Source organism: Enterococcus sp. DIV0561 (assembly GCF_050539875.1).
Classification (GTDB): Bacteria; Bacillota; Bacilli; order Lactobacillales; family Enterococcaceae; genus Enterococcus; species Enterococcus faecalis.
Genome location: NZ_CP172927.1, coordinates 2,416,893 through 2,442,571, shown reverse-complemented (window position 1 = coordinate 2,442,571; position 25,679 = coordinate 2,416,893). Strand labels below are relative to the sequence as shown.

Genomic DNA, 25,679 nt, shown 5'->3' with positions numbered 1-25,679 from the left:
ATAAATGACAGAGGGAGGAGGCAAATCTATGAATAACCCTTGGCGCTTTTTTATCGTCGCAGAAGCATTACTTTTTATTCTGGCGTTATGGCAAATTGTACATAATCCTGGATTAGCTGTTTTATTAACAATTGGCGTTTTACTTGTGGCCTACGTTTCCAGGAAAGCATCTAAAACACATTTTAACAACTTTCAATTCGTCCTCGGCGTTGTTTTTATTGTCATTGGTGCAATGAACAGCACGGCTGTTTGGTTTATGTTGATTTTTGGCGTACTCTTTATCGGCTTAAAAGGCTTTGAGATTTCAGGCGTGGATATAGCTGAACGAGCACCTTGGCGTAAAAAACAAATGATTATGGTAGAGACGGCGGCAAAAGAACCTAAAAATGGCAAACGATTTAAACGCCGCTGGTTTGCCAACGAACGCATTGGTAACAATATCTATGAATGGGATGACATCAATATTGATTTAATCTCTGGGGACACCATTATTGATTTAGGTAATACGCTACTACCGAAAGAAGACAATATTATTATTATTCGTAAAGGTTTTGGCCGCACGCGAATTCTAGTGCCGTTAGGTGTAGCTATTTTGTTAGAACATTCAACTTTTTACGGAACGGTACGTTTTGAAGAAGAAAAATATCAATTGAAAAACGAATCATTAAAAATTTACAGCAATGATTATGATACCAATCTTCGTCGTTTGAAAATTATGACGAACACTTTAGTAGGAGATGTTGAGGTGATCCGTGTATGACCGATCGGATTTCAAGACGCATGATTTCATTATATGCGTCCCTTAGCACCTTTATTGTTATCTTAATTACATTGTTTTCATATTTTCATTCGATTAAACAAAACCGGTGGCTATTAGAGCTTCTTCAGAGAAAAGTCTTTTATCTACCACTAATTGTGCACATTGTTCTCATATCCTTACTAATAGGCTTATTGACCTTTTTACTGATTTCATTGGTTCAAAAAGGGCAATATGGACGGATTGAAGAAAAACTTCGGTTATTGGCCAACGGTAATTATGAAAGTCCAGTCTTAAACAAACCAACGACCAGTGAAAATCAAGACCATTATCTAACCGAAGTCGAACAAGATATTTGGTCGATTAAAAATAAATTATTAGAGATGTCTAAAGAATTGCAATTATTAAACAGTCGGCCGCAATTAATGGATGGGCAAACAAAAGAAGAAATTTTAGAGAACGAGCGGCATCGTTTGGCGCGGGAGTTGCATGATTCAGTCAGTCAACAACTTTTTGCAGCCATGATGATGTTGTCTACCTTAAATGAACAAGCACAACGAACAGAAACCCCGGAACCATATCGTAAACAACTAGCCATGGTGGCAGAAATCATTAATGCCTCCCAATCGGAAATGCGCGCGTTACTATTGCACTTGCGTCCTATCAGTCTAGAAGGAAAAAGTTTGCGTAAAGGTATTGAACAATTACTAAAAGAACTACAAACAAAAATTAAAATTGAATTGATTTGGGATGTTGAAGATGTTCATTTAAATAGCAGCATTGAGGATCATCTTTTCCGAATTGTGCAGGAATTACTTTCCAATACCTTAAGACATGCCAAAGCAAAGGAATTAGAGGTATACTTACACCAAGTCGATAAAAACGTGTTATTGCGTATTGTTGATGATGGTGTCGGCTTTGATATGAAGGAACAAAGTAATAAAGCCGGTAGTTATGGCTTAAATAATATTCGAGAACGTGTTGTCGGCATGGGCGGTACAGTTAAAATTATTAGTTTTAAAGGGCAGGGAACCAGCGTTGAAATTAAAGTTCCTGTCATAAAGGAGGAAACTGCAAGTGATCAAAGTAATGTTAGTGGATGACCATGAAATGGTCCGTTTAGGCGTTTCATCATATTTATCTATTCAAGAGGATATAGAAGTCGTAGGCGAAGCAGAAAACGGTAAGATTGGCTATGAAAAAGCATTGGAACTACGTCCAGATGTTATTTTGATGGATTTGGTAATGGAAGAAATGGACGGCATTGATTCAACAAAAGCGATCTTGAAAGATTGGCCAGAAGCCAAGATTATTATTGTGACGAGTTTTATTGATGATGAGAAAGTGTATCCGGCGATTGAAGCTGGTGCAGCGGGCTACCTATTAAAAACATCAACAGCACATGAGATTGCTGATGCAATTCGGGCGACTTATCGCGGAGAGCGTGTGTTGGAACCTGAAGTGACGCATAAGATGATGGAACGGTTAACAAAAAAACAAGAGCCGGTGTTGCATGAAGATTTGACAAATCGAGAACACGAAATTTTAATGTTGATTGCACAAGGTAAAAGTAATCAGGAAATAGCTGATGAACTCTTTATCACTTTGAAAACAGTTAAAACACATGTTTCAAACATTTTAGCAAAACTAGATGTGGATGATCGGACCCAAGCGGCGATTTATGCTTTTCAACATGGTTTAGCCAAATAAATATCAGATAAATCCATAAATAAATTCTAGGAAATCCTTCTAGGAATTTATTTATGGATTTGTTATACTAATTTTAACGAACAGACAGGAGCGGTCAGAAGAAATGAAACAAAATTTTGCAATTATTGGTTTAGGACGTTTTGGCGGCAGCATATGCCAAACTTTGGTGGAAGCTGGTCAAGAAGTTTTGGCCATTGACAGCAGTGAAGACCGTGTCAATGAATATATGAATATTGCAACGCATGCAGTGGTGGCTAACGCCCAAGATGAAATGACGTTGCGTTCTTTAGGGATTCGGAATTTTGATCACGTAGTGGTGGCAATTGGTGAAGATATTCAAGCGAGTATTTTAGTGACGCTAATGGTTAAAGAGATGGGGGTTCCCAATGTCTTAGCCAAAGCAGTCAATGAATATCATGCCCGTGTCTTAGATAAAATTGGGGCAGACATGGTCGTTCACCCAGAGCGAGATATGGGTATTCGAATTGCTCACAAACTTGTTTCACGCAATATTTTAGATTATATTGAATTATCTAGCGAATTTTCATTAGCTGAGGTTAGGGTCACCAATCCTAAATTTTACAATAAAACCTTAGCAGAATTAAATTTCCGTCAACGATTTGGTTTAACTGTGGTAGCGATTCGCCGCTCGAAAACAGAAGTAATTGCTTCGCCAGATGCTTCTGAAATTGTTCGAGAAAACGATAATTTATTAGTTATCGGTGATACCGCAGATGTTGATTTATTAGATGAAAAAATGAATGGCTAAGCACTTTATTCTCTAAAAGCACTGCGCTGTGCTACAATAAATGGCGACAGAGATGTGAAGGAGGAACAAAGAATGAAATTAGAAGTGACACCGAAAGCCCAACAATGGTTTAAAGAAGAAACCGGGGTTCAGCCTGAGACAGGCATTCGTTTTTTCGGAAAAATTTACGGAAAAACACCTGTTCATGATGGTTTTTCCATTGCGATGTCTGTAGAAGCGCCAGATGAGCCAATGATTAAAGAGAACCTAGATGGGATTACCTATTTTATTGAAGAAACAGATGATTGGTTCTTTAAAGGCTATGATTTGATTGTTGATTATGATGAAAAGAATGATGAACCGCGTTATCAATTTGAAGCAAACCAAGAAGATTTAACAAAATAATTTTAGTGCTAAACAAAAGAGGCTGAAATAGTGCGTAGGACTATTTCTGTTGCTTTCGTTTAACCGCTAGTCAGCCTGAGAAAAAATCGTTTTGGATTTTTTCTCAGGTTCTTTCTATTTAAGTTATTTTTAGTTGGATATCGTTATTTAATAAGGCTATTATATGGTATAATGATAATTAACTGAAGTGTGGAGGAAATAAAATGTTATCAATTGTTGTCCCTTGTTATAATGAGGAAGCAGCGATTCCGCTGTTTTTTGAAGAAGTAGAAAAAATTAGCCAGCAACTGTCTCATTCAGTAGAATATATATTTGTGAATGATGGCTCAAAAGATAAGACGTTAGCTGTTTTAAGACAGCTTTATCGCGAACATCCAGAGAAGGTCCGTTATCTTTCTTTTTCACGAAATTTTGGGAAAGAAGCAGGTTTATACGCTGGTTTAAAAGAAGCAACAGGTGACTTGGTGACAGTCATGGATGTTGATTTACAAGACCCGCCTGAGTTATTACCTCAAATGATTGAGATGATTGAAACCAGTACAGATTTAGATTGTGTTGGCACACGACGCATAACAAGAGACGGCGAACCGCCCATTCGTAGCTTTTTTGCTCGGATGTTCTATAAACTCATTAATCGAATTGCTGAGACAGAAATGGTGGATGGTGCCCGTGACTTCCGTGTCATGACCCGACAAATGGTCGATGCGATTTTAGAGTTATCTGAGTATAATCGTTTTTCAAAAGGGATTTTTAGTTGGGTCGGCTTTAAAACAGAATATATTGAATTTAAAAATCGAGAACGAATTGCTGGAGAAACCTCTTGGTCTTTCTGGAGTCTATTAAGTTATTCAATTGACGGGATTGTCAATTTTTCAGAAACACCATTGAATATTGCTTCATACGTTGGCGCCTTTTCGTGTATTGGTTCTGCACTAGCAATGTTAGTGATTATCTTTCGAACATTAGTTAATGGTGATCCAACAAGCGGCTGGCCTTCAATGGTTTGTATTGTACTTTTTGTAGGTGGCTTGCAACTATTATGTTTAGGAATTATTGGCAAATATATCGGCAAAATTTTCTTAGAAACGAAAAAACGACCAATTTATATTGTAAAGGAATCAGAAAAAGATTCTAAAAAATAACCAAAAAAGTAGAGAATTTTTCTCTGCTTTTTTGTTATGCGTTAAAAAAAGTGTAAACAGGCTTTTCAGAAAAACAACATTTTTTACATAAAAAATACATTAACTTTACCTATTTTTATCTTAATGAAACAGCTTTGCTCTCGCGGTTGCAAGAAATAAATGTTAAAATCAAAAGGTATGCTATTAAATGTTTTTTTGGAGGTTGGGTCATGATAGAAGTTATCGACTTGAAAAAAGTATTCGATAATGGGTTTGAAGCGTTAAAATCGGTCAATTTTACGATTGAGCAAGGGGACTTGGTTTGTTTGTTAGGACCAAGTGGGTGTGGGAAATCCACAATTTTAAACTTAATTGCAGGTTTATTACATCCAAGTGATGGAGATATTCAGTTTCGACAGCAATCGGTTGTCAAAACAGCACCAAAAGATCGGAACATCGGGTTCGTTTTTCAAAACTATGCCTTATATCCACATATGACTGTTTTAGAAAACGTAATGTTTCCTTTGACGGTAGGAAGTAAGAAAGTTCCCAAGGCAGAGGCACAAGCTATTGCCGAAGAATATATGAAACTAACGAATATTGAAGAGTTAAGCCATAAAAAGCCAGGCACACTTTCTGGTGGTCAACAACAGCGTGTTGCGATTACCCGGGCGTTAGTTCAAAAACCAGATGTTTTATTATTAGATGAGCCTTTAAGTAACTTGGATGCACGTTTGCGTTTGAAAATTCGTGAAGAAATCCGCCGCTTGGTGAAAGAAGTAGGGATTACAACAATCTTTGTAACGCACGACCAAGAGGAAGCGCTATCAATCAGTGATAAAATTATTTTATTAAACGAAGGGGTTATTCAACAAAATGATGAACCTCAAAACCTTTACTTAGAACCAAATAACTTATTTGTTGCTCAGTTCATAGGTAACCCAATTATTAATTTATTGTCTGTTGAAGTGAAAGACGGCAAAATGTACCACGAAAGTTTTGAAATTCCGCTTGAGCGTTTTGAGCAAGCACGCTTTAAAATGCCAATGACTGACGGGAAATATACGTTTGCTTCTCGTCCAGAAGATGTGGTACCAACTGAAACAGGTCTCTTTACCACAACGACAGATTTAGTGGAATTGATTGGTAGAGAACGTATTTTACGATTTACATTAGGAAATGAACAAGTGAAATCAATTGTAAGTGTAGAAGAAGCGATTGAAGAAGGAGACACTTTATCTTTTGATTTTTCATATAAAAAAGTATTTATCTTTAACGAAGCGGGAGACCGGGTTTACTAATGAAAAAATACAATCCAGAAAATCAACCAAAAGCATGGCTCTTCCTTCTGCCATCATTAGGAATCATTTTACTGTTTAGCGTTTATCCGCTGTTTCGTTCTTTGTGGATGAGCTTCCAAAAAGGTTCCTTAATTAACCAACGCTACGCTGGTTTAGAAAATTATCAACGTGTATTGAATGATCCAATCTTCTATAAAGCGTTAAAAAATACAGCGCTCTATGCATTTGCTGTGGTACCGATTGCCTTGATAATTTCCCTAGCAATTGCTTGGATTATCTTTGAAAAAGTTAAACATAAGAGTTTCTTTGAAACGATTTTCTTTATGCCTTATGTAACGAGTACGATTGCCATTGGGATTGTCTTCCGTTACTTCTTTAATGGCGATTATGGAATTGTCAATTACGTCTTAGGCTTTTTCGGCATTCCTTCTGTCAACTGGCTAGATAATGTTCAAATGAGTATGCCGACATTGATTATTTTTGGGGTTTGGACGAGTTTAGCATTTAATATTATTATTTTGTTGGCGGGCTTGAGAAATATTGATGAAGAACACTTTAAAATAGCGAAAATGTTTGGTGCCTCAGACGGCGAAATTTTCCGACGTATTACGTTTCCGCAACTAGTCCCGACCATTGCCTTTTTATTAACGGTCAATTTAATTGGCGCCTTTAAAGTTTATACACAAGTTTATGCTTTATTCGGTGGTCGTGCGGGGATTGCCAATAGTGCCACAACCGCAGTGTACTATATTTATGACAAATTCCACATTGCAGGGCGTCCCGGAATTGCGATGGCCGCCACAGTGATTTTATTTGTGATTATTTTAGTGGTCACTTTCTTACAAAATAAACTCTTAAAGAAAGTGGGGCAATAAGCCAATGAAAAAAGTTTTAACGATTATCGCATTTGTTTTCTTAGGCATTTTAGCCGTTATTACGTTATTTCCATTTGTCTATATGATTTTAGCTGGTTTAATGAGTTATTCTGAAGCGACCAGCATGCCGCCAACCATGTTTCCGAAACAACCACAATGGCAAAACTACACAGAGGTCTTTCAAAAAGCACCCTTTCTTCGGTATTTCTTGAACACAGTCTTTGTTTCAGGTGTTACAACGATTGCTACGGTAGTCACCGCCGTTTTAGCTTCATTCGCGTTAACGAGTTTGAAGTTCCGTTTTAAAAATGTGGTCATTGCTTTGATGATTTCGTTGTTAATGGTTCCATATGAATCTATTATCTTTACCAATTATCAAACAATTGCGCAATTAGGTTTGTTAAATACTTACAGCGCCTTAATTATTCCATTTTTAACTAGTATTTTTTATATTTACTATTTAAACGGGTATTTAAAAGGTATTCCTGATACTTTTTACAAGGCTGCCAAGATTGATGGTGCTAGTGATTTAGAATATATTTGGCGTATTTTAGTACCAATGTCAAAACCAGCGTTAGTAACAGTAGGGATTTTAACATTCATTTCTAGTTGGAATTCTTTCTTGTGGCCATTGTTGGTGACGAACGAGAAAAAATACCGTCTATTGAATAATGGACTATCGGCCTTTGCGACAGAGAGCGGTAGTGACGTACATTTACAAATGGCTGCTGCAACATTAACCGTTATTCCAATTTTAATTATTTACTTGATTTTCAGAAAAGAAATTATCAGAGGAGTTGCAAAAAATGGAATCAAAGGCTAAAACAACTGTGACTTTTCACAGTGGCATTTTAACAATTGGAGGAACCGTGATTGAAGTGGCGTATAAAGATGCCCACATCTTCTTTGATTTTGGTACAGAATTTCGACCAGAATTAGATTTGCCCGATGATCACATTGAAACCTTAATTAATAATCGTTTAGTGCCAGAATTAAAAGACTTATATGATCCACGTTTAGGTTATGAATATCATGGTGCAGAAGACAAAGAGTATCAACACACAGCTGTTTTCTTATCTCATGCCCATTTAGATCATTCACGCATGATTAATTATTTAGACCCAGCTGTTCCGTTGTACACCCTAAAAGAAACGAAAATGATTCTAAATAGTTTAAATCGCAAAGGTGATTTTTTGATTCCATCACCGTTTGAAGAAAAGAATTTTACCCGAGAAATGATTGGTCTTAATAAAAACGATGTGATTAAAGTTGGCGAAATTTCAGTGGAAATCGTACCTGTTGATCATGATGCGTACGGTGCTTCGGCATTACTGATTCGCACGCCTGACCATTTCATCACATACACAGGTGATTTGCGCTTACATGGCCATAATCGTGAAGAGACTTTAGCTTTTTGTGAAAAAGCCAAACATACTGAATTATTAATGATGGAAGGCGTAAGCATTAGCTTCCCAGAACGTGAACCAGATCCAGCGCAAATAGCGGTTGTCAGTGAAGAAGATCTTGTTCAGCACTTGGTTCGTTTAGAACTAGAAAACCCGAATCGACAAATTACCTTTAATGGTTATCCAGCAAACGTGGAACGTTTTGCTAAGATTATTGAAAAGTCACCACGTACAGTCGTTTTAGAAGCAAATATGGCTGCGTTGTTACTTGAAGTATTTGGAATAGAAGTTCGTTATTATTATGCTGAATCTGGTAAAATACCAGAATTGAATCCAGCGTTAGAAATCCCGTATGACACGTTACTAAAGGACAAAACAGACTATTTGTGGCAAGTTGTGAACCAGTTTGACAACCTCCAAGAAGGTAGTTTATACATTCACAGTGATGCGCAACCGTTAGGAGACTTTGATCCACAGTATCGCGTGTTTTTAGATTTGTTGGCTAAAAAAGACATTACTTTTGTCCGTTTAGCTTGTTCAGGACATGCAATTCCAGAAGATCTGGATAAAATTATTGCATTGATTGAACCTCAAGTATTGGTTCCAATCCATACGTTAAAACCAGAAAAACTGGAAAACCCGTATGGTGAAAGAATATTGCCAGAACGTGGCGAACAAATTGTTTTATAAATTTTTTTAAGGGAGAGAAAAAAATGAAGTTCAAAACTCTAGCAACAACAGTGTTAGCAACCGCAGCTATTTTCGCATTGGGGGCTTGTGGTAACGGTAATGGGGCTAAAGAATCAAACGATATTGTGAAAGAAGTGAAGGAAGATACGACAATCACTTTCTGGCATGCCATGAATGGGGTTCAAGAAGAAGCGTTAACAAAATTAACGAAAGACTTCATGAAAGAAAATCCAAAAATTAAAGTGGAATTACAAAATCAATCTGCTTACCCTGATTTACAAGCCAAAATCAATTCGACTTTAACTTCACCAAAAGATTTACCAACAATTACGCAAGCGTACCCAGGCTGGTTATGGAATGCTGCACAAGATGAAATGTTAGTGGACTTAAAACCATATATGGATGATGACACAATCGGTTGGAAAGATGCAGAGCCAATTCGTGAAGTATTGTTAGACGGCGCCAAAATCGACGGCAAACAATACGGCATTCCATTTAATAAATCGACAGAAATGTTATTCTATAATGCTGATTTGTTGAAAGAATATGGTGTTGAAGTACCGAAAACATTAGAGGAATTAAAAGAAGCTTCTAAAACAATTTACGAAAAATCCAACAAAGAAGTCGTTGGTGCTGGTTTTGACTCGTTAAATAACTATTACGCAATTGGAATGAAAAACAAAGGCGTTGATTTTAATAAAGACTTAGATTTAACAAGCAAAGATTCACAAGAAGTCGTGGACTATTACCGTGATGGTATCGAAGCAGGTTACTTCCGCACAGCTGGTTCAGATAAATATTTATCTGGCCCATTTGCAAACAAAAAGGTAGCAATGTTTGTCGGTAGTATTGCTGGTGCTGGTTTTGTTCAAAAAGATGCTGAAGCTGGTGGCTATGAATACGGTGTTGCACCACGTCCTGAAAAAATCAACTTACAACAAGGAACAGATATTTATATGTTCGATAGTGCTACGCCAGAACAACGGACAGCGGCATTTGAATTCATGAAATTCTTAGCAACGCCTGATTCACAATTGTACTGGGCACAACAAACAGGTTATATGCCAATTTTAGAATCTGTTTTACACAGTGATGAGTACAAAAACTCTAAGACAACCAAAGTACCTGCACAACTTGAAAACGCAGTAAAAGATTTATTCGCTATCCCAGTAGAAGAGAATGCTGATTCAGCCTATAATGAAATGCGGACAATTATGGAAAGTATTTTTGCTTCATCAAATAAAGACACGAAAAAATTATTGAAAGATGCAACGTCACAATTTGAACAAGCATGGAACCAATAATCAATAAATAAACAGACGTGGGAGGTTGGGATCTGAGTCGTTATGGCTCGTGTTCTAACCTTCCTGTTCTTTTGGGCGGAAGAAGGAGAGAAACAAAATGCAAATAAAAATTTTAGCAACAAGTGATATGCATGGGTATATTATGCCAACAAGTTATAGTGAAAAAAAGATGGATTTGCCTTTTGGAACCGCAAAAGCAGCAACCATGCTGAAAAAGTTACGTGCGTCTGCCAAAGGACCAGTTTTTCAAATTGAAAATGGGGATTTTATTCAAGGTTCGCCGCTTAGTTACTACGTAAGAAAAGCAGAAACACATTCAGTGGAAGCCATCACTAAAATCATTAATCAAATGAATTATGATGTTAGCATTTTAGGTAACCACGAATTTAATTACGGTTTAGATTATTTAAAGGAAACGATTGCCAGTTATCAACAGCCAGTTTTAGCTGCCAATATTCTTGGTAAAGATGGACAACCTTATTTCGGTCAGCCGTATGTCATCATAGAAAAACAAGGAGTTAAAGTAGCCATCCTTGGCGTGACGACTCAATATATTCCTCATTGGGAACAGCCGGCAACAGTCAAAGATTTAACGTTTAAAAGTGTCGTTGAAACAGCGGCGGAATACGTGCCAAAACTGCGGGAAGAAGCAGACCTAGTTGTTGTCGCTTACCATGGCGGTTTTGAAAAAGATTTAGAAACAGGGGAACCCACGGAATTACTAACAGGAGAAAATGAAGGCTACGATTTATTGGAAAAAGTTCCTGGGATTGATGCCTTAGTCACTGGTCACCAACATCGAGAAATTGCTACAAAACTGAATGGAATACCTGTGATTCAACCAGGTTTTCGAGGAGCTTTCGTTGGAGAAATTACTTTAGAAATTGAACCTATGGCTAAAGGCTATCGCGTTATTGGAAGTGACGCAGCTATTCATCCTGTTGGAAACGAACAACCAGATGCAGAAGTTTTAGCTTTGACAACAGCGTTACATGACGAGGTAGAAGAGTGGCTTGACCAACCAGTGGGAAATGTGGAAGGGGATATGACGATTCAAAATCCGAATGCCGTACGCCTCAAAGAACATCCATATATAGAATTTATTAATAACGTCCAAATGGCTTCAAGCGGAACGGATATTTCAGGGACTGCACTTTTTAACAATGAAGGCAAAGGGTTTAATAATCAAATTACGATGCGCGATATCATTACCAACTACATTTATCCAAATACCTTGGCTGTATTGCGTGTCACTGGACAAGACCTCCGTGAAGCGTTAGAACAAAGCGCTACTTATTTTGTGTTAGAAAAAGGCCAACCAATTTTTAACCCGAAATATGTCGATCCAAAACCACAATACTATAATTATGATATGTATGAAGGTATTGAGTATACGCTGGATTTAAGACAACCGTTTGGTGAAAGAGTGACGAAACTTAATTATCATGGTAAAGCAGTGCAAGCAGAAGATGTTTTGGAAATCGTGACAAATCAATACCGAGCAGTCGGTGGCGGAAACTATCAAATGTTCCAACCTGAAAAAATTATTCGAGAAATCCAAATTGATATGACGGAACTGATTGCAGAATATTTGAAAAAACATCCAATCATTCAAGCATCGACAAATGATAACTTCAAGGTTATCTGGTAAAAAAAAGCAAAAAAAGCCTTCAACCATGCAATTACTTGAAAGATGGTTGAAGGCCTTTTTTGAGTTAATAGCCTTTTTTTAAGGAAACTTGGTTTTTGACGAGGGTCTGATCCGTCACAAATTGATTTAAGTTTGGAATAAAAATCGCCAGTAATTTTGATTTGAACTTCGGTGTCATGCCAGAAATATGAGGTGTTAATAAAACATTCTGCATCTCCCATAAAGGGCTATCTTCGGGAAGAGGTTCTTCTTCAAAGACATCTAAGGCAGCAAAAGCAATGGTTTTATTGTTTAAGGCAGTTATTAAATCGTTCGTTGCTACTGAGGCGCCGCGACCAACATTTACGAAAATTGTTTCAGGAGCCATTTTTTCAAAAAGTGCCTGATTGTATAAATGTTTTGTTGTTTCAGTCAAAGGAAGAATGTTCACAACAATGGACATTTCATGGATAATTTTACTCATATTCTTCTGTGAATAGCATTCAATGAAGCCTTCCGTCACATGTCCAGAGGTATTCACGCCATAAACTTGAAGATTTAAACCTTTAGCAAATTTAGCTAATTGTTGTCCGATTTGCCCAGTGCCTACGATTAACATTTTTTGCCCAGAAAGTTGTTGATAGGAAGGGGCTGTTTGATTCCATGTGTGTTGCATTTGTTGTTGGATACTTTCTTGCAGTCCGCGGGTATGTGCTAATAAAACGCCTAAAACATGTTCTGAGATAGAAACACTATGGATTCCGCTACCATTAGACAACAGAATGCCTTTTTCTCTTAATTTATCAAAATCCATATAATCAGCACCAGCAGAAATGAGCTGAATCCATTTTAGCTGACTAGTATCAGAGGCTAATAAACGCGGACCAATTTCTTTATGCCAGCCTAACATAATTTCGATGGCCTCTTCTTCAGCAGAGGATAAATAATCGGTAGATGTTTTAACTAGATAATTGGGTGCCACAGCTTTGACTTGTTCCAGTTGTTCTTCGTTGAATACTTCATTTAAATAAATAATTGGTTGGTTCATCTTTCTTCCTCCTAGCACTTTTTATTGTATCAAAAATAAATTTAAAAGAGAAAAAGAAAGGCTTTTCAGTAAAGCAGAAAGCCAAGGACAAAAATCCGATTTAGATTTTTGTCCTTGGCTTAAAAACTGCTAAAGTCCAGTGCTAACCTTATTTAGGTACGCCGTTTTCAAATAAACTTGTACTATGAACTGGTTGACGTCGAGCATCGGGCCGTAAGTAATGTAAAGCATTATTTACGGCAGTAGGTGCCTCACCAAAGCCTGTAGCGATTAATTTCACTTTTCCCTCATAGGAACAGATATCCCCTACAGCGTATACACCAGGAATGTTAGTTGACATATCGGAATGAACATTAATAGCATTTCTAGAAACGTCTAATTCCCATTCTTTGAGGTGTGTTAAAGAAGAAGTAAAGCCATAATTGATAATTAAATCATCCAGAGGGAGATCCAATGTTTGGTCACCTTTTGTCTCCGTTAATTGGATGCCTGTGAACGTTTCGTTTTCCTTTAAAATATCACTAATGATATAAGGAGTTCTGATAGAAACACTAGATTTTTCCAGTTGTTCCACGCTATGTTCGTGGCCGCGAAATTGTGGGCGACGATGGATAATAGATACTTCTTCTGCGACGTTTTCTAGCATTAAAGCCCAATCAATTGCGGAATCGCCGCCACCAGCAATCGCAACTTTTTTGCCAGCGAATTTTTTCATGTCAGTCACATAATAATGGATTGACTCACCTTCAAAGGCTTCAACATTTTCGATAGCTAAACGTCGAGGTTGGAAAGCGCCGTTACCAATCGCAAAGATAACCGTTTTAGAGTAATGTGTGCCTTTAGTTGTGTCTAAGCGCAGAAGTCCATCTGCTTCCTGTGCAAGGTGTGTGACCTCTTCTTCCAAGCAAACATCGTGCTGAAATGGCTGCATCTGTTTTTCCAAATTGGCAATTAACTCACCGGCTTTAATAGCAGGGAATCCAGGAATATCATAAATATATTTTTCGGGATACAGCATTGTTAGCTGACCACCTAATTGCGGCAGGCTATCAATGATTTTCGTTTTTGCTTTACGAATTCCCGCATAAAAAGCGGCAAATAATCCAACAGGACCGCCGCCGATAATCGTTAAATCATAAATATCTTTTTCATCAGACATTTGAAAATTCCTCCTAATTCATTTAGGGTTGAGACAACTATTGATCGTTTTGCGAACACTTCACAAAATAGCACGGCTTTTCGAAAAAAGCAAGTTTGGCTAACGAATCAAAGCATTCTTTAATCATTGGAAAAAGATCATAGCAATTTTTGGCATTTTTCGATATGATGGAACTATAAAATAATTATCTAGGAGGACATTCTCATGTCACAATTTCCACAATTAGATTTAGAAAATGCTAAAGGCCCAAAAGCGGTCATTAAAACAAACCGAGGCGACATCACTGTTCAATTATTCCCAGAACAAGCGCCTAAAACGGTTGAAAATTTTGTTGAATTAGCGAAAAAGGGCTACTATGATGGCGTTATTTTCCATCGTGTGATTCCTGATTTTATGATTCAAGGCGGTGATCCAACCGGAACAGGAATGGGCGGCGAAAGTATTTATGGAGAAGCATTTGAGGATGAATTTTCTCGGGATGTTTTCAATTTGCGTGGCGCATTATCAATGGCAAATGCTGGTCCTAACACAAATGGTAGCCAATTCTTTGTTGTTACTAATCAAAATGTTCCAGCTCAAATGATGAGTCAGTTAGAAGATGCTGGTTTTCCAGAAGAAATTATTGAAGCTTACAAACAAGGCGGAACACCTTGGTTAGACTTCCGTCATACTGTTTTTGGTCATGTGGTTGATGGTATGGATGTAGTGGATGAAATTGGTGGAGTCCAACGGGATGCCCAAGACCGTCCAACATTTGATGTTGTGATGGACACAGTTGAAATCATTGGTGAATAAGTTTAACTAATTGAAAAAGAGAGTATCAACGAGGGACAAATTCGTTGGTACTCTTTATTTTTTTCTTAAAACGACTAACTTTTTTTTAAAAGCACCCAAATCGCTTCTTTTAATGAAGTCTTTATAGGATACTGAGTGAAAGAATAGAAGGAGAGGAAGCAAATTTGTTAGAAAAATACAGATATCCAATGGCCTTGGCTTTGTTTGCAGTAATACTCCCATTTATAGGAACGTTTTTTACGTATGTAGATCAGCAAGGAATCGTTCATGAACCAGGATTTTATACAATAATAATTGGAGAAATTTTACTTCTATTTTCAGGTATCTGGTTCGTCAGAGTTTATTTAGCTAAACGCAAAAGAAAGAATTAAAAACAGCTGTCCTAAAAACTAGGACAGCTGTTTTTAATTAAAGGCTTTTTTGATACGTAAAAGGCCTTCTTCGAGAGTTTCTTTTGAACAAGCTAAGTTTAAACGCATGTGTTGAGAACCTTGGGGACCAAAACTAATTCCTGGATTTAGAACCACTTTCCCCTTATGAATTAAGGTATCGCGAAGTTCCCGATCCGTTAGCGAATAAGAACTAAAGTCTAACCATAAAAGATAGGTTCCTTCAGGCTCCATTACACGAACGCTAGGCATCTCTTCACGGAAAAAGGAAAGGGCAAAATCAATATTTTCTTTTAAATAATCAAGTAACGCCGTTAGCCATTCTTCCCCTGTTTGATAGGCAGCTGCCGTTCCCACGTAGCCAAAAGTATTGATACCGCCTTGATGATTTTTGTCTTGTAAAGATACGAAAGATTGCCGTAGTTTTTCATTAGGAATGAACAGCATTGAATTTTTAATCCCCGCTAAATTAAAGGTTTTCGTTGCCGCTGTTAAGGTAACAGTGAATTCCTTAAATGCTTCATCAGCAACGGTGAAGGAAGTGAAGGTATGCGGTTTGAAAATCAAATCCTGATGAATTTCATCGCTAACCACAGTTACTTGGTGTTTTTGGCATAAACGGCCAATTGCTAGCAATTCTTCTTTTGTCCAAACACGTCCACCAGGATTATGGGGATTACAAAAAAGTAACAGCTTCACCTTTTCTTCGATTATCTGTTGTTCCATTTTAACCAAATCAACTTCATAATGTCCGTTAACTTCTAGTAAAGAATGTCGCACAAGTCTACGCTCATTTTGTTTTACCACATCTGCAAAAGGGGGGTAGACTGGATCACAAATCATGATAGAATCAGCAGGTGCTGTATACGCTTGAACGGCTGTGGCCAAGCTGGGTACCACGCCACTATTAAATAAAATTTCTTCTTTTTCAACAATCAATTGATGGTGTTGCTGTTGCCAATCTTGAATTGCTTGATACAGTTCATTAGGTGCCACTGCATATCCTAGAATACCCTGTTCAATAACTTGTGACAAAGCATCAAGAATAGGCTGATGCACTTTGAAATCCATATCAGCAACCCATAAAGGTAGTAAATCTTTTTCGTGGTAACTCGTTTCAACGGTGTCCCATTTAACACAATTCGTGTGGCGACGATCAATGGTTTCATTAAAATTAAACATAAGATAACTCCTTTTCTTCTATATAAAGTCTTACTTCCTATAGTATAGTAGATTTTGCTTAAAAGATGAAACAATAGTTTTAACAACTAGGGAAGAAATAATGCACAAACGTTGAAAAAATGCTATTATTTTAAATGAGTAGAAACGGAAAAAGAAATTTATCGTATGAAAAGAGGAAATTTGATGAAGTACAAAATTGGTATGGTACTTTCTGGCACAATTACCGGACTTCAACCATATGGCGCATTTGTTTCTTTAGACGAAGAAACACAGGGACTGATTCATGTTTCGGAAGTACAAGCTGGCTTTACCAAAAATATCCATGGACTCTTAACCGTTGGACAAAAAGTAACCGTTCAAGTTATTGATGTTGATGAATATTCTCAAAAGATTAGCTTATCTTTACGGACCCTTGAAGACAAAGTTCATTCAGTGAATCATCGACGCAAAAAATATTTTACGGATAAGAATAAAAAAATTGGCTTTGCAACCTTAGACAAAGAACTTCCAGAATGGATTGATGAAGCAATGGATAAATTGCTTGAAAAATAATTCTGTATTTTTTCAGAAAGTGTGTTACAATTTCTTTGGTTAGTGAATCTAAAAATTAATTGAGGTGGATGTCGTGTCTAACAAAAAAGTCGCTGGAACAATCATACTGAACTTAAACGATGGTAGTAAAAAATTTTTGATGCATCCAATAGGTGAAGCGATTGAGTTTGCGATGGCAAAAGTTTCTGATGAGATGACGGGTTTAGCTAGTATGCTACAATGGTTCAAAGAAGAGGTTCAATTGGACGTTACTTCAATTAGCTTAGTAGAATTAACTAACGCGCATATCAATAAAGAAAATGTTCCGCTGTTTGTCTTCGAGATGGATGAACAAGCACTTAAAAATGAAATGGATAAAGACTATACATGGGTAGCACCTGCAGAATTAAAAACGATTTGGTCAAAATATCATATTGAAGGTGTTCCAATGTTTTAAACAAAAAAGAAAGAATCTGTCGATAATCGAACAGATTCTTTCTTTTTTTATGTTGTACGTAAAAAAGTTAATCGAACTATTTCAAATATATGATTCAGATTGTTCGATTTTTAGCAAGGGATTAAACTGTTTTGATAGACAATTAGGATTTAAAAAGTTTAAAAACGAAATAATTGAAAAGAATGAAAACAGATTGAAAACTTCTTTTAATTTTTTTGAAAAAAAGTGTTGACCAAACATAAAAATCTTGATATATTATTACATGTCGCAAGGCGAGTCACACAGCTGAGCGATTCAGAAATCAATAATTAAATAACAATTCTTGATTTCAAATCTCTCGAAAAAAGTTTGAAAAAACGACAAAAAAGTTGTTGACAAATAACAAACGAGATGATAAGATATAGAAGTTGTCGCAACGGACAACAACGACCGAGCAAAACAACTTGAAAAAACTTTTTTAAAAAAGTTCTTGACATTCAAACGAAAGTTTGTTATGATATAAAAGTTGCTGCGAGGTAACGTAGACCTTTGAAAACTGAACAAAGAATAGACGAACCAAATGTGTAGGGCGTCTTGATTCAATTCAAGACAACAAACATTTTTAACAAGCAAGCAATATGCTAGCAAACAAATTGAGCTTAACAATCGCAAGATTGTTCTAACTTTTATTATGAGAGTTTGATCCTGGCTCAGGACGAACGCTGGCGGCGTGCCTAATACATGCAAGTCGAACGCTTCTTTCCTCCCGAGTGCTTGCACTCAATTAGAAAGAGGAGTGGCGGACGGGTGAGTAACACGTGGGTAACCTACCCATCAGAGGGGGATAACACTTGGAAACAGGTGCTAATACCGCATAACAGTTTATGCCGCATGGCATAAGAGTGAAAGGCGCTTTCGGGTGTCGCTGATGGATGGACCCGCGGTGCATTAGCTAGTTGGTGAGGTAACGGCTCACCAAGGCCACGATGCATAGCCGACCTGAGAGGGTGATCGGCCACACTGGGACTGAGACACGGCCCAGACTCCTACGGGAGGCAGCAGTAGGGAATCTTCGGCAATGGACGAAAGTCTGACCGAGCAACGCCGCGTGAGTGAAGAAGGTTTTCGGATCGTAAAACTCTGTTGTTAGAGAAGAACAAGGACGTTAGTAACTGAACGTCCCCTGACGGTATCTAACCAGAAAGCCACGGCTAACTACGTGCCAGCAGCCGCGGTAATACGTAGGTGGCAAGCGTTGTCCGGATTTATTGGGCGTAAAGCGAGCGCAGGCGGTTTCTTAAGTCTGATGTGAAAGCCCCCGGCTCAACCGGGGAGGGTCATTGGAAACTGGGAGACTTGAGTGCAGAAGAGGAGAGTGGAATTCCATGTGTAGCGGTGAAATGCGTAGATATATGGAGGAACACCAGTGGCGAAGGCGGCTCTCTGGTCTGTAACTGACGCTGAGGCTCGAAAGCGTGGGGAGCAAACAGGATTAGATACCCTGGTAGTCCACGCCGTAAACGATGAGTGCTAAGTGTTGGAGGGTTTCCGCCCTTCAGTGCTGCAGCAAACGCATTAAGCACTCCGCCTGGGGAGTACGACCGCAAGGTTGAAACTCAAAGGAATTGACGGGGGCCCGCACAAGCGGTGGAGCATGTGGTTTAATTCGAAGCAACGCGAAGAACCTTACCAGGTCTTGACATCCTTTGACCACTCTAGAGATAGAGCTTTCCCTTCGGGGACAAAGTGACAGGTGGTGCATGGTTGTCGTCAGCTCGTGTCGTGAGATGTTGGGTTAAGTCCCGCAACGAGCGCAACCCTTATTGTTAGTTGCCATCATTTAGTTGGGCACTCTAGCGAGACTGCCGGTGACAAACCGGAGGAAGGTGGGGATGACGTCAAATCATCATGCCCCTTATGACCTGGGCTACACACGTGCTACAATGGGAAGTACAACGAGTCGCTAGACCGCGAGGTCATGCAAATCTCTTAAAGCTTCTCTCAGTTCGGATTGCAGGCTGCAACTCGCCTGCATGAAGCCGGAATCGCTAGTAATCGCGGATCAGCACGCCGCGGTGAATACGTTCCCGGGCCTTGTACACACCGCCCGTCACACCACGAGAGTTTGTAACACCCGAAGTCGGTGAGGTAACCTTTTTGGAGCCAGCCGCCTAAGGTGGGATAGATGATTGGGGTGAAGTCGTAACAAGGTAGCCGTATCGGAAGGTGCGGCTGGATCACCTCCTTTCTAAGGAATATTACGGAAATACACATTTCGTCTTTACTTTGTTCAGTTTTGAGAGGTCTACTCTCAAAACATTCGTTCATTGAAAACTGGATATTGAAGTAAAAAGAATCAAAACAAACCGAGAACACCGCGTTGAATGAGTTTTTTAATAAGTTCAATTGCTTATTTATTGATTAACCTTCTATCGCTAGAAGAAGTGATCAAGACCCAACCGTAAGGTTGATAAGGTTAAGTGAATAAGGGCGCACGGTGGATGCCTTGGCACTAGGAGCCGATGAAGGACGGGACTAACACCGATATGCTTTGGGGAGCTGTAAGTAAGCTATGATCCAGAGATTTCCGAATGGGGGAACCCAATATCTTTTATAGGATATTACTTTTCAGTGAATACATAGCTGATTAGAGGTAGACGCAGAGAACTGAAACATCTTAGTACCTGCAGGAAGAGAAAGAAAATTCGATTCCCTGAGTAGCGGCGAGCGAAACGGGAAGAGCCCAAACCAACAAGCTTGCTTGTTGGGGTTGTAGGACTCCAATATGGTAGTCTGTTAGTATAGTTGAAGGATTTGGAAAATTCCGCTAAAGAGGGTGAAAGCCCCGTAGACGAAATGCTGACAACACCTAGGAGGATCCTGAGTACGGCGGAACACGAGAAATTCCGTCGGAATCCGCGGGGACCATCCCGCAAGGCTAAATACTCCCTAGTGACCGATAGTGAACCAGTACCGTGAGGGAAAGGTGAAAAGCACCCCGGAAGGGGAGTGAAATAGATCCTGAAACCGTGTGCCTACAACAAGTCAAAGCTCGTTAATGAGTGATGGCGTGCCTTTTGTAGAATGAACCGGCGAGTTACGATTGCATGCGAGGTTAAGTCGAAGAGACGGAGCCGCAGCGAAAGCGAGTCTGAATAGGGCGAATGAGTATGTAGTCGTAGACCCGAAACCATGTGATCTACCCATGTCCAGGTTGAAGGTGCGGTAAAACGCACTGGAGGACCGAACCCACGTACGTTGAAAAGTGCGGGGATGAGGTGTGGGTAGCGGAGAAATTCCAAACGAACTTGGAGATAGCTGGTTCTCTCCGAAATAGCTTTAGGGCTAGCCTCGGAATTGAGAATGATGGAGGTAGAGCACTGTTTGGACTAGGGGCCCATCTCGGGTTACCGAATTCAGATAAACTCCGAATGCCATTCATTTATATCCGGGAGTCAGACTGCGAGTGATAAGATCCGTAGTCGAAAGGGAAACAGCCCAGACCACCAGCTAAGGTCCCAAAATATATGTTAAGTGGAAAAGGATGTGGGGTTGCACAGACAACTAGGATGTTGGCTTAGAAGCAGCCACCATTTAAAGAGTGCGTAATAGCTCACTAGTCGAGTGACCCTGCGCCGAAAATGTACCGGGGCTAAACATATTACCGAAGCTGTGGACTACACCATTAGGTGTAGTGGTAGGAGAGCGTTCTAAGGGCGTTGAAGGTCGATCGTGAGGACGGCTGGAGCGCTTAGAAGTGAGAATGCCGGTATGAGTAGCGAAAGACAGGTGAGAATCCTGTCCACCGTATGACTAAGGTTTCCTGGGGAAGGCTCGTCCGCCCAGGGTTAGTCGGGACCTAAGCCGAGGCCGATAGGCGTAGGCGATGGACAACAGGTTGATATTCCTGTACCAGTTGTTTTTGTTTGAGCAATGGAGGGACGCAGTAGGCTAAGGAATGCATGCGATTGGAAGTGCATGTCCAAGCAATGAGTCTTGAGTAGAGTTAAATGCTTTACTCTCTAAGGACAAGTTGTGACGGGGAGCGAAATAATAGTAGCGAAGTTCCTGATGTCACACTGCCAAGAAAAGCTTCTAGTGAGAAAATAACTGCCCGTACCGTAAACCGACACAGGTAGTCGAGGAGAGTATCCTAAGGTGAGCGAGCGAACTCTCGTTAAGGAACTCGGCAAAATGACCCCGTAACTTCGGGAGAAGGGGTGCTGACGACCGTCAGCCGCAGTGAATAGGCCCAAGCGACTGTTTATCAAAAACACAGGTCTCTGCAAAATCGTAAGATGAAGTATAGGGGCTGACGCCTGCCCGGTGCTGGAAGGTTAAGAGGATGGGTTAGCTTCGGCGAAGCTCAGAATTGAAGCCCCAGTAAACGGCGGCCGTAACTATAACGGTCCTAAGGTAGCGAAATTCCTTGTCGGGTAAGTTCCGACCCGCACGAAAGGCGTAACGATTTGGGCACTGTCTCAACGAGAGACTCGGTGAAATTTTAGTACCTGTGAAGATGCAGGTTACCCGCGACAGGACGGAAAGACCCCATGGAGCTTTACTGTAGTTTGATATTGAGTGTTTGTACCACATGTACAGGATAGGTAGGAGCCGATGAGACCGGAACGCTAGTTTCGGAGGAGGCGCTGGTGGGATACTACCCTTGTGTTATGAACCCTCTAACCCGCACCACTAATCGTGGTGGGAGACAGTGTCAGATGGGCAGTTTGACTGGGGCGGTCGCCTCCTAAAAGGTAACGGAGGCGCCCAAAGGTTCCCTCAGAATGGTTGGAAATCATTCGAAGAGTGTAAAGGCAGAAGGGAGCTTGACTGCGAGACCTACAAGTCGAGCAGGGACGAAAGTCGGGCTTAGTGATCCGGTGGTTCCGCATGGAAGGGCCATCGCTCAACGGATAAAAGCTACCCTGGGGATAACAGGCTTATCTCCCCCAAGAGTCCACATCGACGGGGAGGTTTGGCACCTCGATGTCGGCTCGTCGCATCCTGGGGCTGTAGTCGGTCCCAAGGGTTGGGCTGTTCGCCCATTAAAGCGGCACGCGAGCTGGGTTCAGAACGTCGTGAGACAGTTCGGTCCCTATCCGTCGCGGGCGTTGGAAATTTGAGAGGAGCTGTCCTTAGTACGAGAGGACCGGGATGGACTTACCGCTGGTGTACCAGTTGTTCTGCCAAGGGCATTGCTGGGTAGCTATGTAGGGAAGGGATAAACGCTGAAAGCATCTAAGTGTGAAGCCCACCTCAAGATGAGATTTCCCATTTCTTTAAGAAAGTAAGACCCCTGAGAGATGATCAGGTAGATAGGTTGGAAGTGGAAGGCTAGTGATAGTTGGAGCGGACCAATACTAATCGGTCGAGGACTTAACCAAAGAATGGATAAGTAAAAGCAACTTGGTTATTTTGATTCAAACTTCAATCCAGTTTTGAGTGAATGAAGATTCAACTCAATAAGAAACAACACCCAGTGTGGTGGCGATAGCGAGAAGGATACACCTGTTCCCATGCCGAACACAGAAGTTAAGCTTCTTAGCGCCGATTGTAGTGAAGGGTTTCCCTTTGTGAGAGTAGGACGTCGCCACGCGATTATTCCGGCATAGCTCAGTTGGTAGTAGCGCATGACTGTTAATCATGATGTCGTAGGTTCGAGTCCTACTGCCGGAGTTGAGCAAAAGCAAAAACCAACTTGGTTTTTGCTTTTTTTGTTTTATTCACTATTTTTTGATAAGCTTGAAGAAGGGACTTTAAAAACATTTATAAGATTAAAAGGATCCTACCGAAGAATGAATACATCAAATTTTAGCTATGGTATAATGTGTTTATTATAGTTAGTAAAGCAGAAAAGGAGGAGCGGGTTTGAAAATATTGTTATATTTTGAAGGTGAGAAAATCTTAGCTAAATCAGGCATTGGTCGAGCATTAGATCACCAGAAACGAGCGCTCTCTGAAGTTGGAATAGAATATACATTAGATGCTGATTGCAGTGACTATGATATATTGCATATTAATACATATGGCATAAATAGCCATCGTATGGTCAGAAAAGCACGCAAACTAGGAAAAAAAGTTATTTATCATGCCCATTCGACAGAAGAAGACTTTCGTAATTCCTTTATTGGGTCTAATCAACTAGCACCATTAGTAAAAAAATATCTTATCAGTTTGTATTCCAAAGCGGATCATTTAATTACACCAACACCGTATTCTAAAACATTGCTGGAAGGTTATGGCATTAAAGTGCCTATTTCGGCGATCTCAAATGGTATTGATTTATCACGTTTTTATCCTTCAGAAGAAAAGGAACAAAAATTCCGAGAATATTTTAAAATAGATGAAGAGAAAAAAGTAATTATTTGTGTGGGATTATTTTTTGAACGCAAAGGAATCACTGATTTTATTGAAGTTGCACGACAGTTACCAGAGTATCAATTTATCTGGTTTGGTGATACACCAATGTATTCTATCCCTAAAAATATCCGACAATTAGTTAAAGAAGATCATCCAGAAAATGTTATTTTCCCAGGTTATATTAAAGGAGATGTCATCGAAGGGGCGTATGCGGCAGCGAATCTCTTCTTTTTCCCTTCGCGTGAAGAAACGGAAGGAATTGTTGTCTTAGAAGCATTAGCTAGTCAGCAACAAGTCTTGGTGCGTGATATTCCAGTTTATCAAGGCTGGCTAGTGGCTAATGAAAATTGTTATATGGGTCATTCTATTGAAGAATTTAAAAAATATATTGAAGGCTTATTAGAAGGGAAAATACCTAGCACTAGACAAGCAGGCTATCAAGTAGCAGAGCAAAGAAGTATCAAGCAAATTGGTTACGAGTTAAAAGAAGTCTACGAAACAGTCTTATCTTAACAAATATTGAAGACAGTTATTGTTAGATGAAATGGAGGTAATGAGAGTGAAAATTGGTTTTTTTACTGATACGTATTTCCCGCAAGTGAGTGGGGTAGCGACTTCTATTAAGACCTTAAAAGATGAATTAGAAAAGCACGGCCATGAAGTGTATATTTTTACGACAACCGATCCTAACGCGACTGATTTTGAAGAAGATGTCATACGAATGCCTAGTGTGCCATTTGTATCTTTTAAAGATCGCCGAGTAGTGGTTCGCGGCATGTGGTACGCCTATTTAATTGCCAAAGAATTGGAATTAGATTTAATTCATACACATACTGAATTTGGTGCGGGTATTTTAGGGAAAATGGTTGGGAAAAAAATGAAAATTCCTGTCATCCATACGTATCATACGATGTATGAAGATTACTTACATTATATTGCTAAAGGAAAAGTTGTCCGTCCATCACATGTTAAATTCTTTTCAAGAGTGTTTACAAATCATACGACAGGTGTTGTTTGTCCCAGTGAACGTGTAATAGAAAAATTACGGGATTATGGAGTGACCGCACCAATGAGAATTATTCCAACAGGGATCGAAATTGATAAGTTTTTACGTCCCGATATTACTGAGGAAATGATCGCTGGAATGCGTCAACAACTAGGTATTGAAGAGCAACAGATTATGTTGTTATCGTTAAGTCGAATTTCTTATGAAAAAAATATTCAAGCAATTATTCAAGGGTTACCACAAATTATTGAAAAATTACCACAAACTCGTTTAGTAATAGTTGGAAATGGTCCCTATCTAGAGGATTTAAAAGAATTAGCAGAAGAACTAGAAGTCAGTGAATACGTTCAATTTACGGGTGAAGTGCCAAATGAAGAAGTCGCCATTTATTATAAAGCTGCTGACTATTTTGTCAGCGCCTCAACGTCGGAAACACAAGGCTTAACTTATACAGAAGCGATGGCTGCTGGCGTTCAATGTGTTGCAGAAGGGAACGCCTATTTAAATAATTTATTTGATCATGAAAGCTTAGGCAAAACTTTTAAGACAGACAGTGATTTTGCCCCAACATTGATTGACTATATACAAGCAAATATTAAAATGGACCAAACTATTTTAGATGAAAAATTATTTGAAATTTCTTCTACAAACTTTGGCAATAAAATGATTGAATTTTATCAAGATACATTGATTTACTTTGATCAACTTCAAATGGAAAAAGAAAATGCGGACTCAATAAAAAAAATTAAAGTAAAATTTACATCTTTAAGAAAATAAACTGCAAAACTTTCCTCCTTCGTTTATACTGAAGGAGGAAAGTTTT

Annotated in this window: 22 protein-coding genes, 1 tRNA gene and 3 rRNA genes; 23 read left to right on the top strand and 3 right to left on the bottom strand. The window is 39.3% G+C overall.

Annotated features, from left to right (window positions below):
* Nucleotides 1-28 precede the first annotated feature (28 nt).
* The 12 genes from liaF (at nt 29) to IGM13_RS11660 (ending at nt 11,968) form a co-directional block, all read left to right on the top strand.
* On the top strand, nt 29-760 hold the full coding sequence (gene liaF, locus IGM13_RS11715; RefSeq protein WP_002381168.1) for a cell wall-active antibiotics response protein LiaF: 732 nt from the start codon (nt 29-31) through the stop codon (nt 758-760).
* Nucleotides 757-1,860: a sensor histidine kinase gene (locus IGM13_RS11710; protein WP_002419147.1), complete on the top strand. Its 1,104-nt coding sequence runs from the start codon at nt 757-759 to the stop codon at nt 1,858-1,860. The genes liaF and IGM13_RS11710 overlap by 4 nt, the downstream gene beginning before the upstream one ends.
* A complete protein-coding gene (locus tag IGM13_RS11705) occupies nt 1,835-2,467 on the top strand; it encodes a response regulator (protein WP_002355137.1) in 633 nt (210 codons plus the stop codon). The genes IGM13_RS11710 and IGM13_RS11705 overlap by 26 nt, the downstream gene beginning before the upstream one ends.
* A gap of 103 nt (nt 2,468-2,570) precedes the next feature.
* Nucleotides 2,571-3,236: a potassium channel family protein gene (locus IGM13_RS11700; RefSeq protein ID WP_002355139.1), complete on the top strand. Its 666-nt coding sequence runs from the start codon at nt 2,571-2,573 to the stop codon at nt 3,234-3,236.
* A gap of 54 nt (nt 3,237-3,290) precedes the next feature.
* Entirely contained in the window at nt 3,291-3,620 is a 330-nt protein-coding gene (locus IGM13_RS11695; protein WP_002355140.1) for a HesB/YadR/YfhF family protein, read from the top strand.
* Nucleotides 3,621-3,823: 203 nt separating this feature from the next.
* Nucleotides 3,824-4,762 carry a glycosyltransferase family 2 protein gene (locus IGM13_RS11690; RefSeq protein ID WP_002355141.1) on the top strand — a complete coding sequence of 313 codons (939 nt, stop codon included), beginning with the start codon at nt 3,824-3,826 and terminating at the stop codon, nt 4,760-4,762.
* Between the two features lie 146 nt (nt 4,763-4,908).
* Entirely contained in the window at nt 4,909-6,042 is a 1,134-nt protein-coding gene (locus tag IGM13_RS11685; protein ID WP_002385276.1) for an ABC transporter ATP-binding protein, read from the top strand.
* Nucleotides 6,042-6,917, top strand: a complete 876-nt coding sequence (locus IGM13_RS11680; protein ID WP_002355143.1) for a carbohydrate ABC transporter permease — start codon at nt 6,042-6,044, stop codon at nt 6,915-6,917. Before IGM13_RS11685 ends, IGM13_RS11680 begins: the two co-directional genes overlap by 1 nt.
* A 4-nt stretch (nt 6,918-6,921) precedes the next feature.
* Complete coding sequence (locus IGM13_RS11675; protein ID WP_002355144.1) at nt 6,922-7,740, top strand: carbohydrate ABC transporter permease; 819 nt, start codon at nt 6,922-6,924, stop codon at nt 7,738-7,740.
* The gene (locus IGM13_RS11670; protein WP_002359171.1) at nt 7,724-9,013 is read left to right on the top strand and encodes an MBL fold metallo-hydrolase; all 1,290 of its coding nucleotides are present in this window, start codon (nt 7,724-7,726) and stop codon (nt 9,011-9,013) included. The genes IGM13_RS11675 and IGM13_RS11670 overlap by 17 nt, the downstream gene beginning before the upstream one ends.
* A gap of 23 nt (nt 9,014-9,036) precedes the next feature.
* Complete coding sequence (locus IGM13_RS11665) at nt 9,037-10,317, top strand: extracellular solute-binding protein (RefSeq protein ID WP_002359172.1); 1,281 nt, start codon at nt 9,037-9,039, stop codon at nt 10,315-10,317.
* A gap of 97 nt (nt 10,318-10,414) precedes the next feature.
* Nucleotides 10,415-11,968: a bifunctional metallophosphatase/5'-nucleotidase gene (locus IGM13_RS11660; RefSeq protein ID WP_002419148.1), complete on the top strand. Its 1,554-nt coding sequence runs from the start codon at nt 10,415-10,417 to the stop codon at nt 11,966-11,968.
* A gap of 64 nt (nt 11,969-12,032) precedes the next feature.
* Here the strand turns inward: IGM13_RS11660 and IGM13_RS11655 are convergent, their stop codons facing one another.
* Nucleotides 12,033-12,995, bottom strand: coding sequence for a phosphoglycerate dehydrogenase (locus tag IGM13_RS11655; RefSeq protein WP_033591561.1), 963 nt, complete (start codon nt 12,993-12,995; stop codon nt 12,033-12,035).
* Nucleotides 12,996-13,143: 148 nt separating this feature from the next.
* Nucleotides 13,144-14,154: an NAD(P)/FAD-dependent oxidoreductase gene (locus IGM13_RS11650; protein ID WP_002419150.1), complete on the bottom strand. Its 1,011-nt coding sequence runs from the start codon at nt 14,152-14,154 to the stop codon at nt 13,144-13,146.
* 204 nt (nt 14,155-14,358) lie between these two features.
* Here IGM13_RS11650 and IGM13_RS11645 point away from each other — a divergent pair, with 204 nt between their 5' ends.
* The gene (locus tag IGM13_RS11645; RefSeq protein ID WP_002361120.1) at nt 14,359-14,949 is read left to right on the top strand and encodes a peptidylprolyl isomerase; all 591 of its coding nucleotides are present in this window, start codon (nt 14,359-14,361) and stop codon (nt 14,947-14,949) included.
* Nucleotides 14,950-15,113: 164 nt separating this feature from the next.
* Nucleotides 15,114-15,320, top strand: coding sequence for a DUF3955 domain-containing protein (locus IGM13_RS11640; protein WP_002355151.1), 207 nt, complete (start codon nt 15,114-15,116; stop codon nt 15,318-15,320).
* A 33-nt stretch (nt 15,321-15,353) separates the two neighbouring features.
* Here IGM13_RS11640 and IGM13_RS11635 read toward each other — a convergent pair whose 3' ends face one another.
* Nucleotides 15,354-16,520, bottom strand: coding sequence for a MalY/PatB family protein (locus IGM13_RS11635; protein ID WP_002419151.1), 1,167 nt, complete (start codon nt 16,518-16,520; stop codon nt 15,354-15,356).
* 183 nt (nt 16,521-16,703) lie between these two features.
* Here IGM13_RS11635 and IGM13_RS11630 point away from each other — a divergent pair, with 183 nt between their 5' ends.
* The 9 genes from IGM13_RS11630 (at nt 16,704) to bgsB (ending at nt 25,633) form a co-directional block, all read left to right on the top strand.
* A complete protein-coding gene (locus IGM13_RS11630; protein WP_002365178.1) occupies nt 16,704-17,072 on the top strand; it encodes a CvfD/Ygs/GSP13 family RNA-binding post-transcriptional regulator in 369 nt (122 codons plus the stop codon).
* A 64-nt stretch (nt 17,073-17,136) separates the two neighbouring features.
* The gene (locus IGM13_RS11625; RefSeq protein ID WP_002385270.1) at nt 17,137-17,508 is read left to right on the top strand and encodes a hypothetical protein; all 372 of its coding nucleotides are present in this window, start codon (nt 17,137-17,139) and stop codon (nt 17,506-17,508) included.
* Nucleotides 17,492-17,740, top strand: a complete 249-nt coding sequence (locus IGM13_RS11620) for a hypothetical protein (RefSeq protein ID WP_002415841.1) — start codon at nt 17,492-17,494, stop codon at nt 17,738-17,740. Before IGM13_RS11625 ends, IGM13_RS11620 begins: the two co-directional genes overlap by 17 nt.
* 434 nt (nt 17,741-18,174) lie before the next feature.
* Nucleotides 18,175-19,735, top strand: a 16S ribosomal RNA gene (locus tag IGM13_RS11615).
* 226 nt (nt 19,736-19,961) lie between these two features.
* Nucleotides 19,962-22,874: ribosomal RNA gene (locus tag IGM13_RS11610) — 23S ribosomal RNA — on the top strand.
* 96 nt (nt 22,875-22,970) lie between these two features.
* Nucleotides 22,971-23,086 (top strand): 5S ribosomal RNA (rrf, locus tag IGM13_RS11605).
* The 16S, 23S and 5S rRNA genes sit together here with 1 tRNA gene alongside, the layout of an rRNA operon.
* Nucleotides 23,087-23,092: 6 nt before the next feature.
* Nucleotides 23,093-23,166 (top strand) — tRNA-Asn (locus tag IGM13_RS11600).
* Nucleotides 23,167-23,358: 192 nt separating this feature from the next.
* Nucleotides 23,359-24,363: a cell wall glycolipid biosynthesis glucosyltransferase BgsA gene (gene bgsA / locus IGM13_RS11595; RefSeq protein WP_002416427.1), complete on the top strand. Its 1,005-nt coding sequence runs from the start codon at nt 23,359-23,361 to the stop codon at nt 24,361-24,363.
* A 46-nt stretch (nt 24,364-24,409) separates the two neighbouring features.
* On the top strand, nt 24,410-25,633 hold the full coding sequence (gene bgsB / locus IGM13_RS11590) for a cell wall glycolipid biosynthesis glucosyltransferase BgsB (RefSeq protein WP_002389260.1): 1,224 nt from the start codon (nt 24,410-24,412) through the stop codon (nt 25,631-25,633).
* Nucleotides 25,634-25,679: the final 46 nt, after the last annotated feature.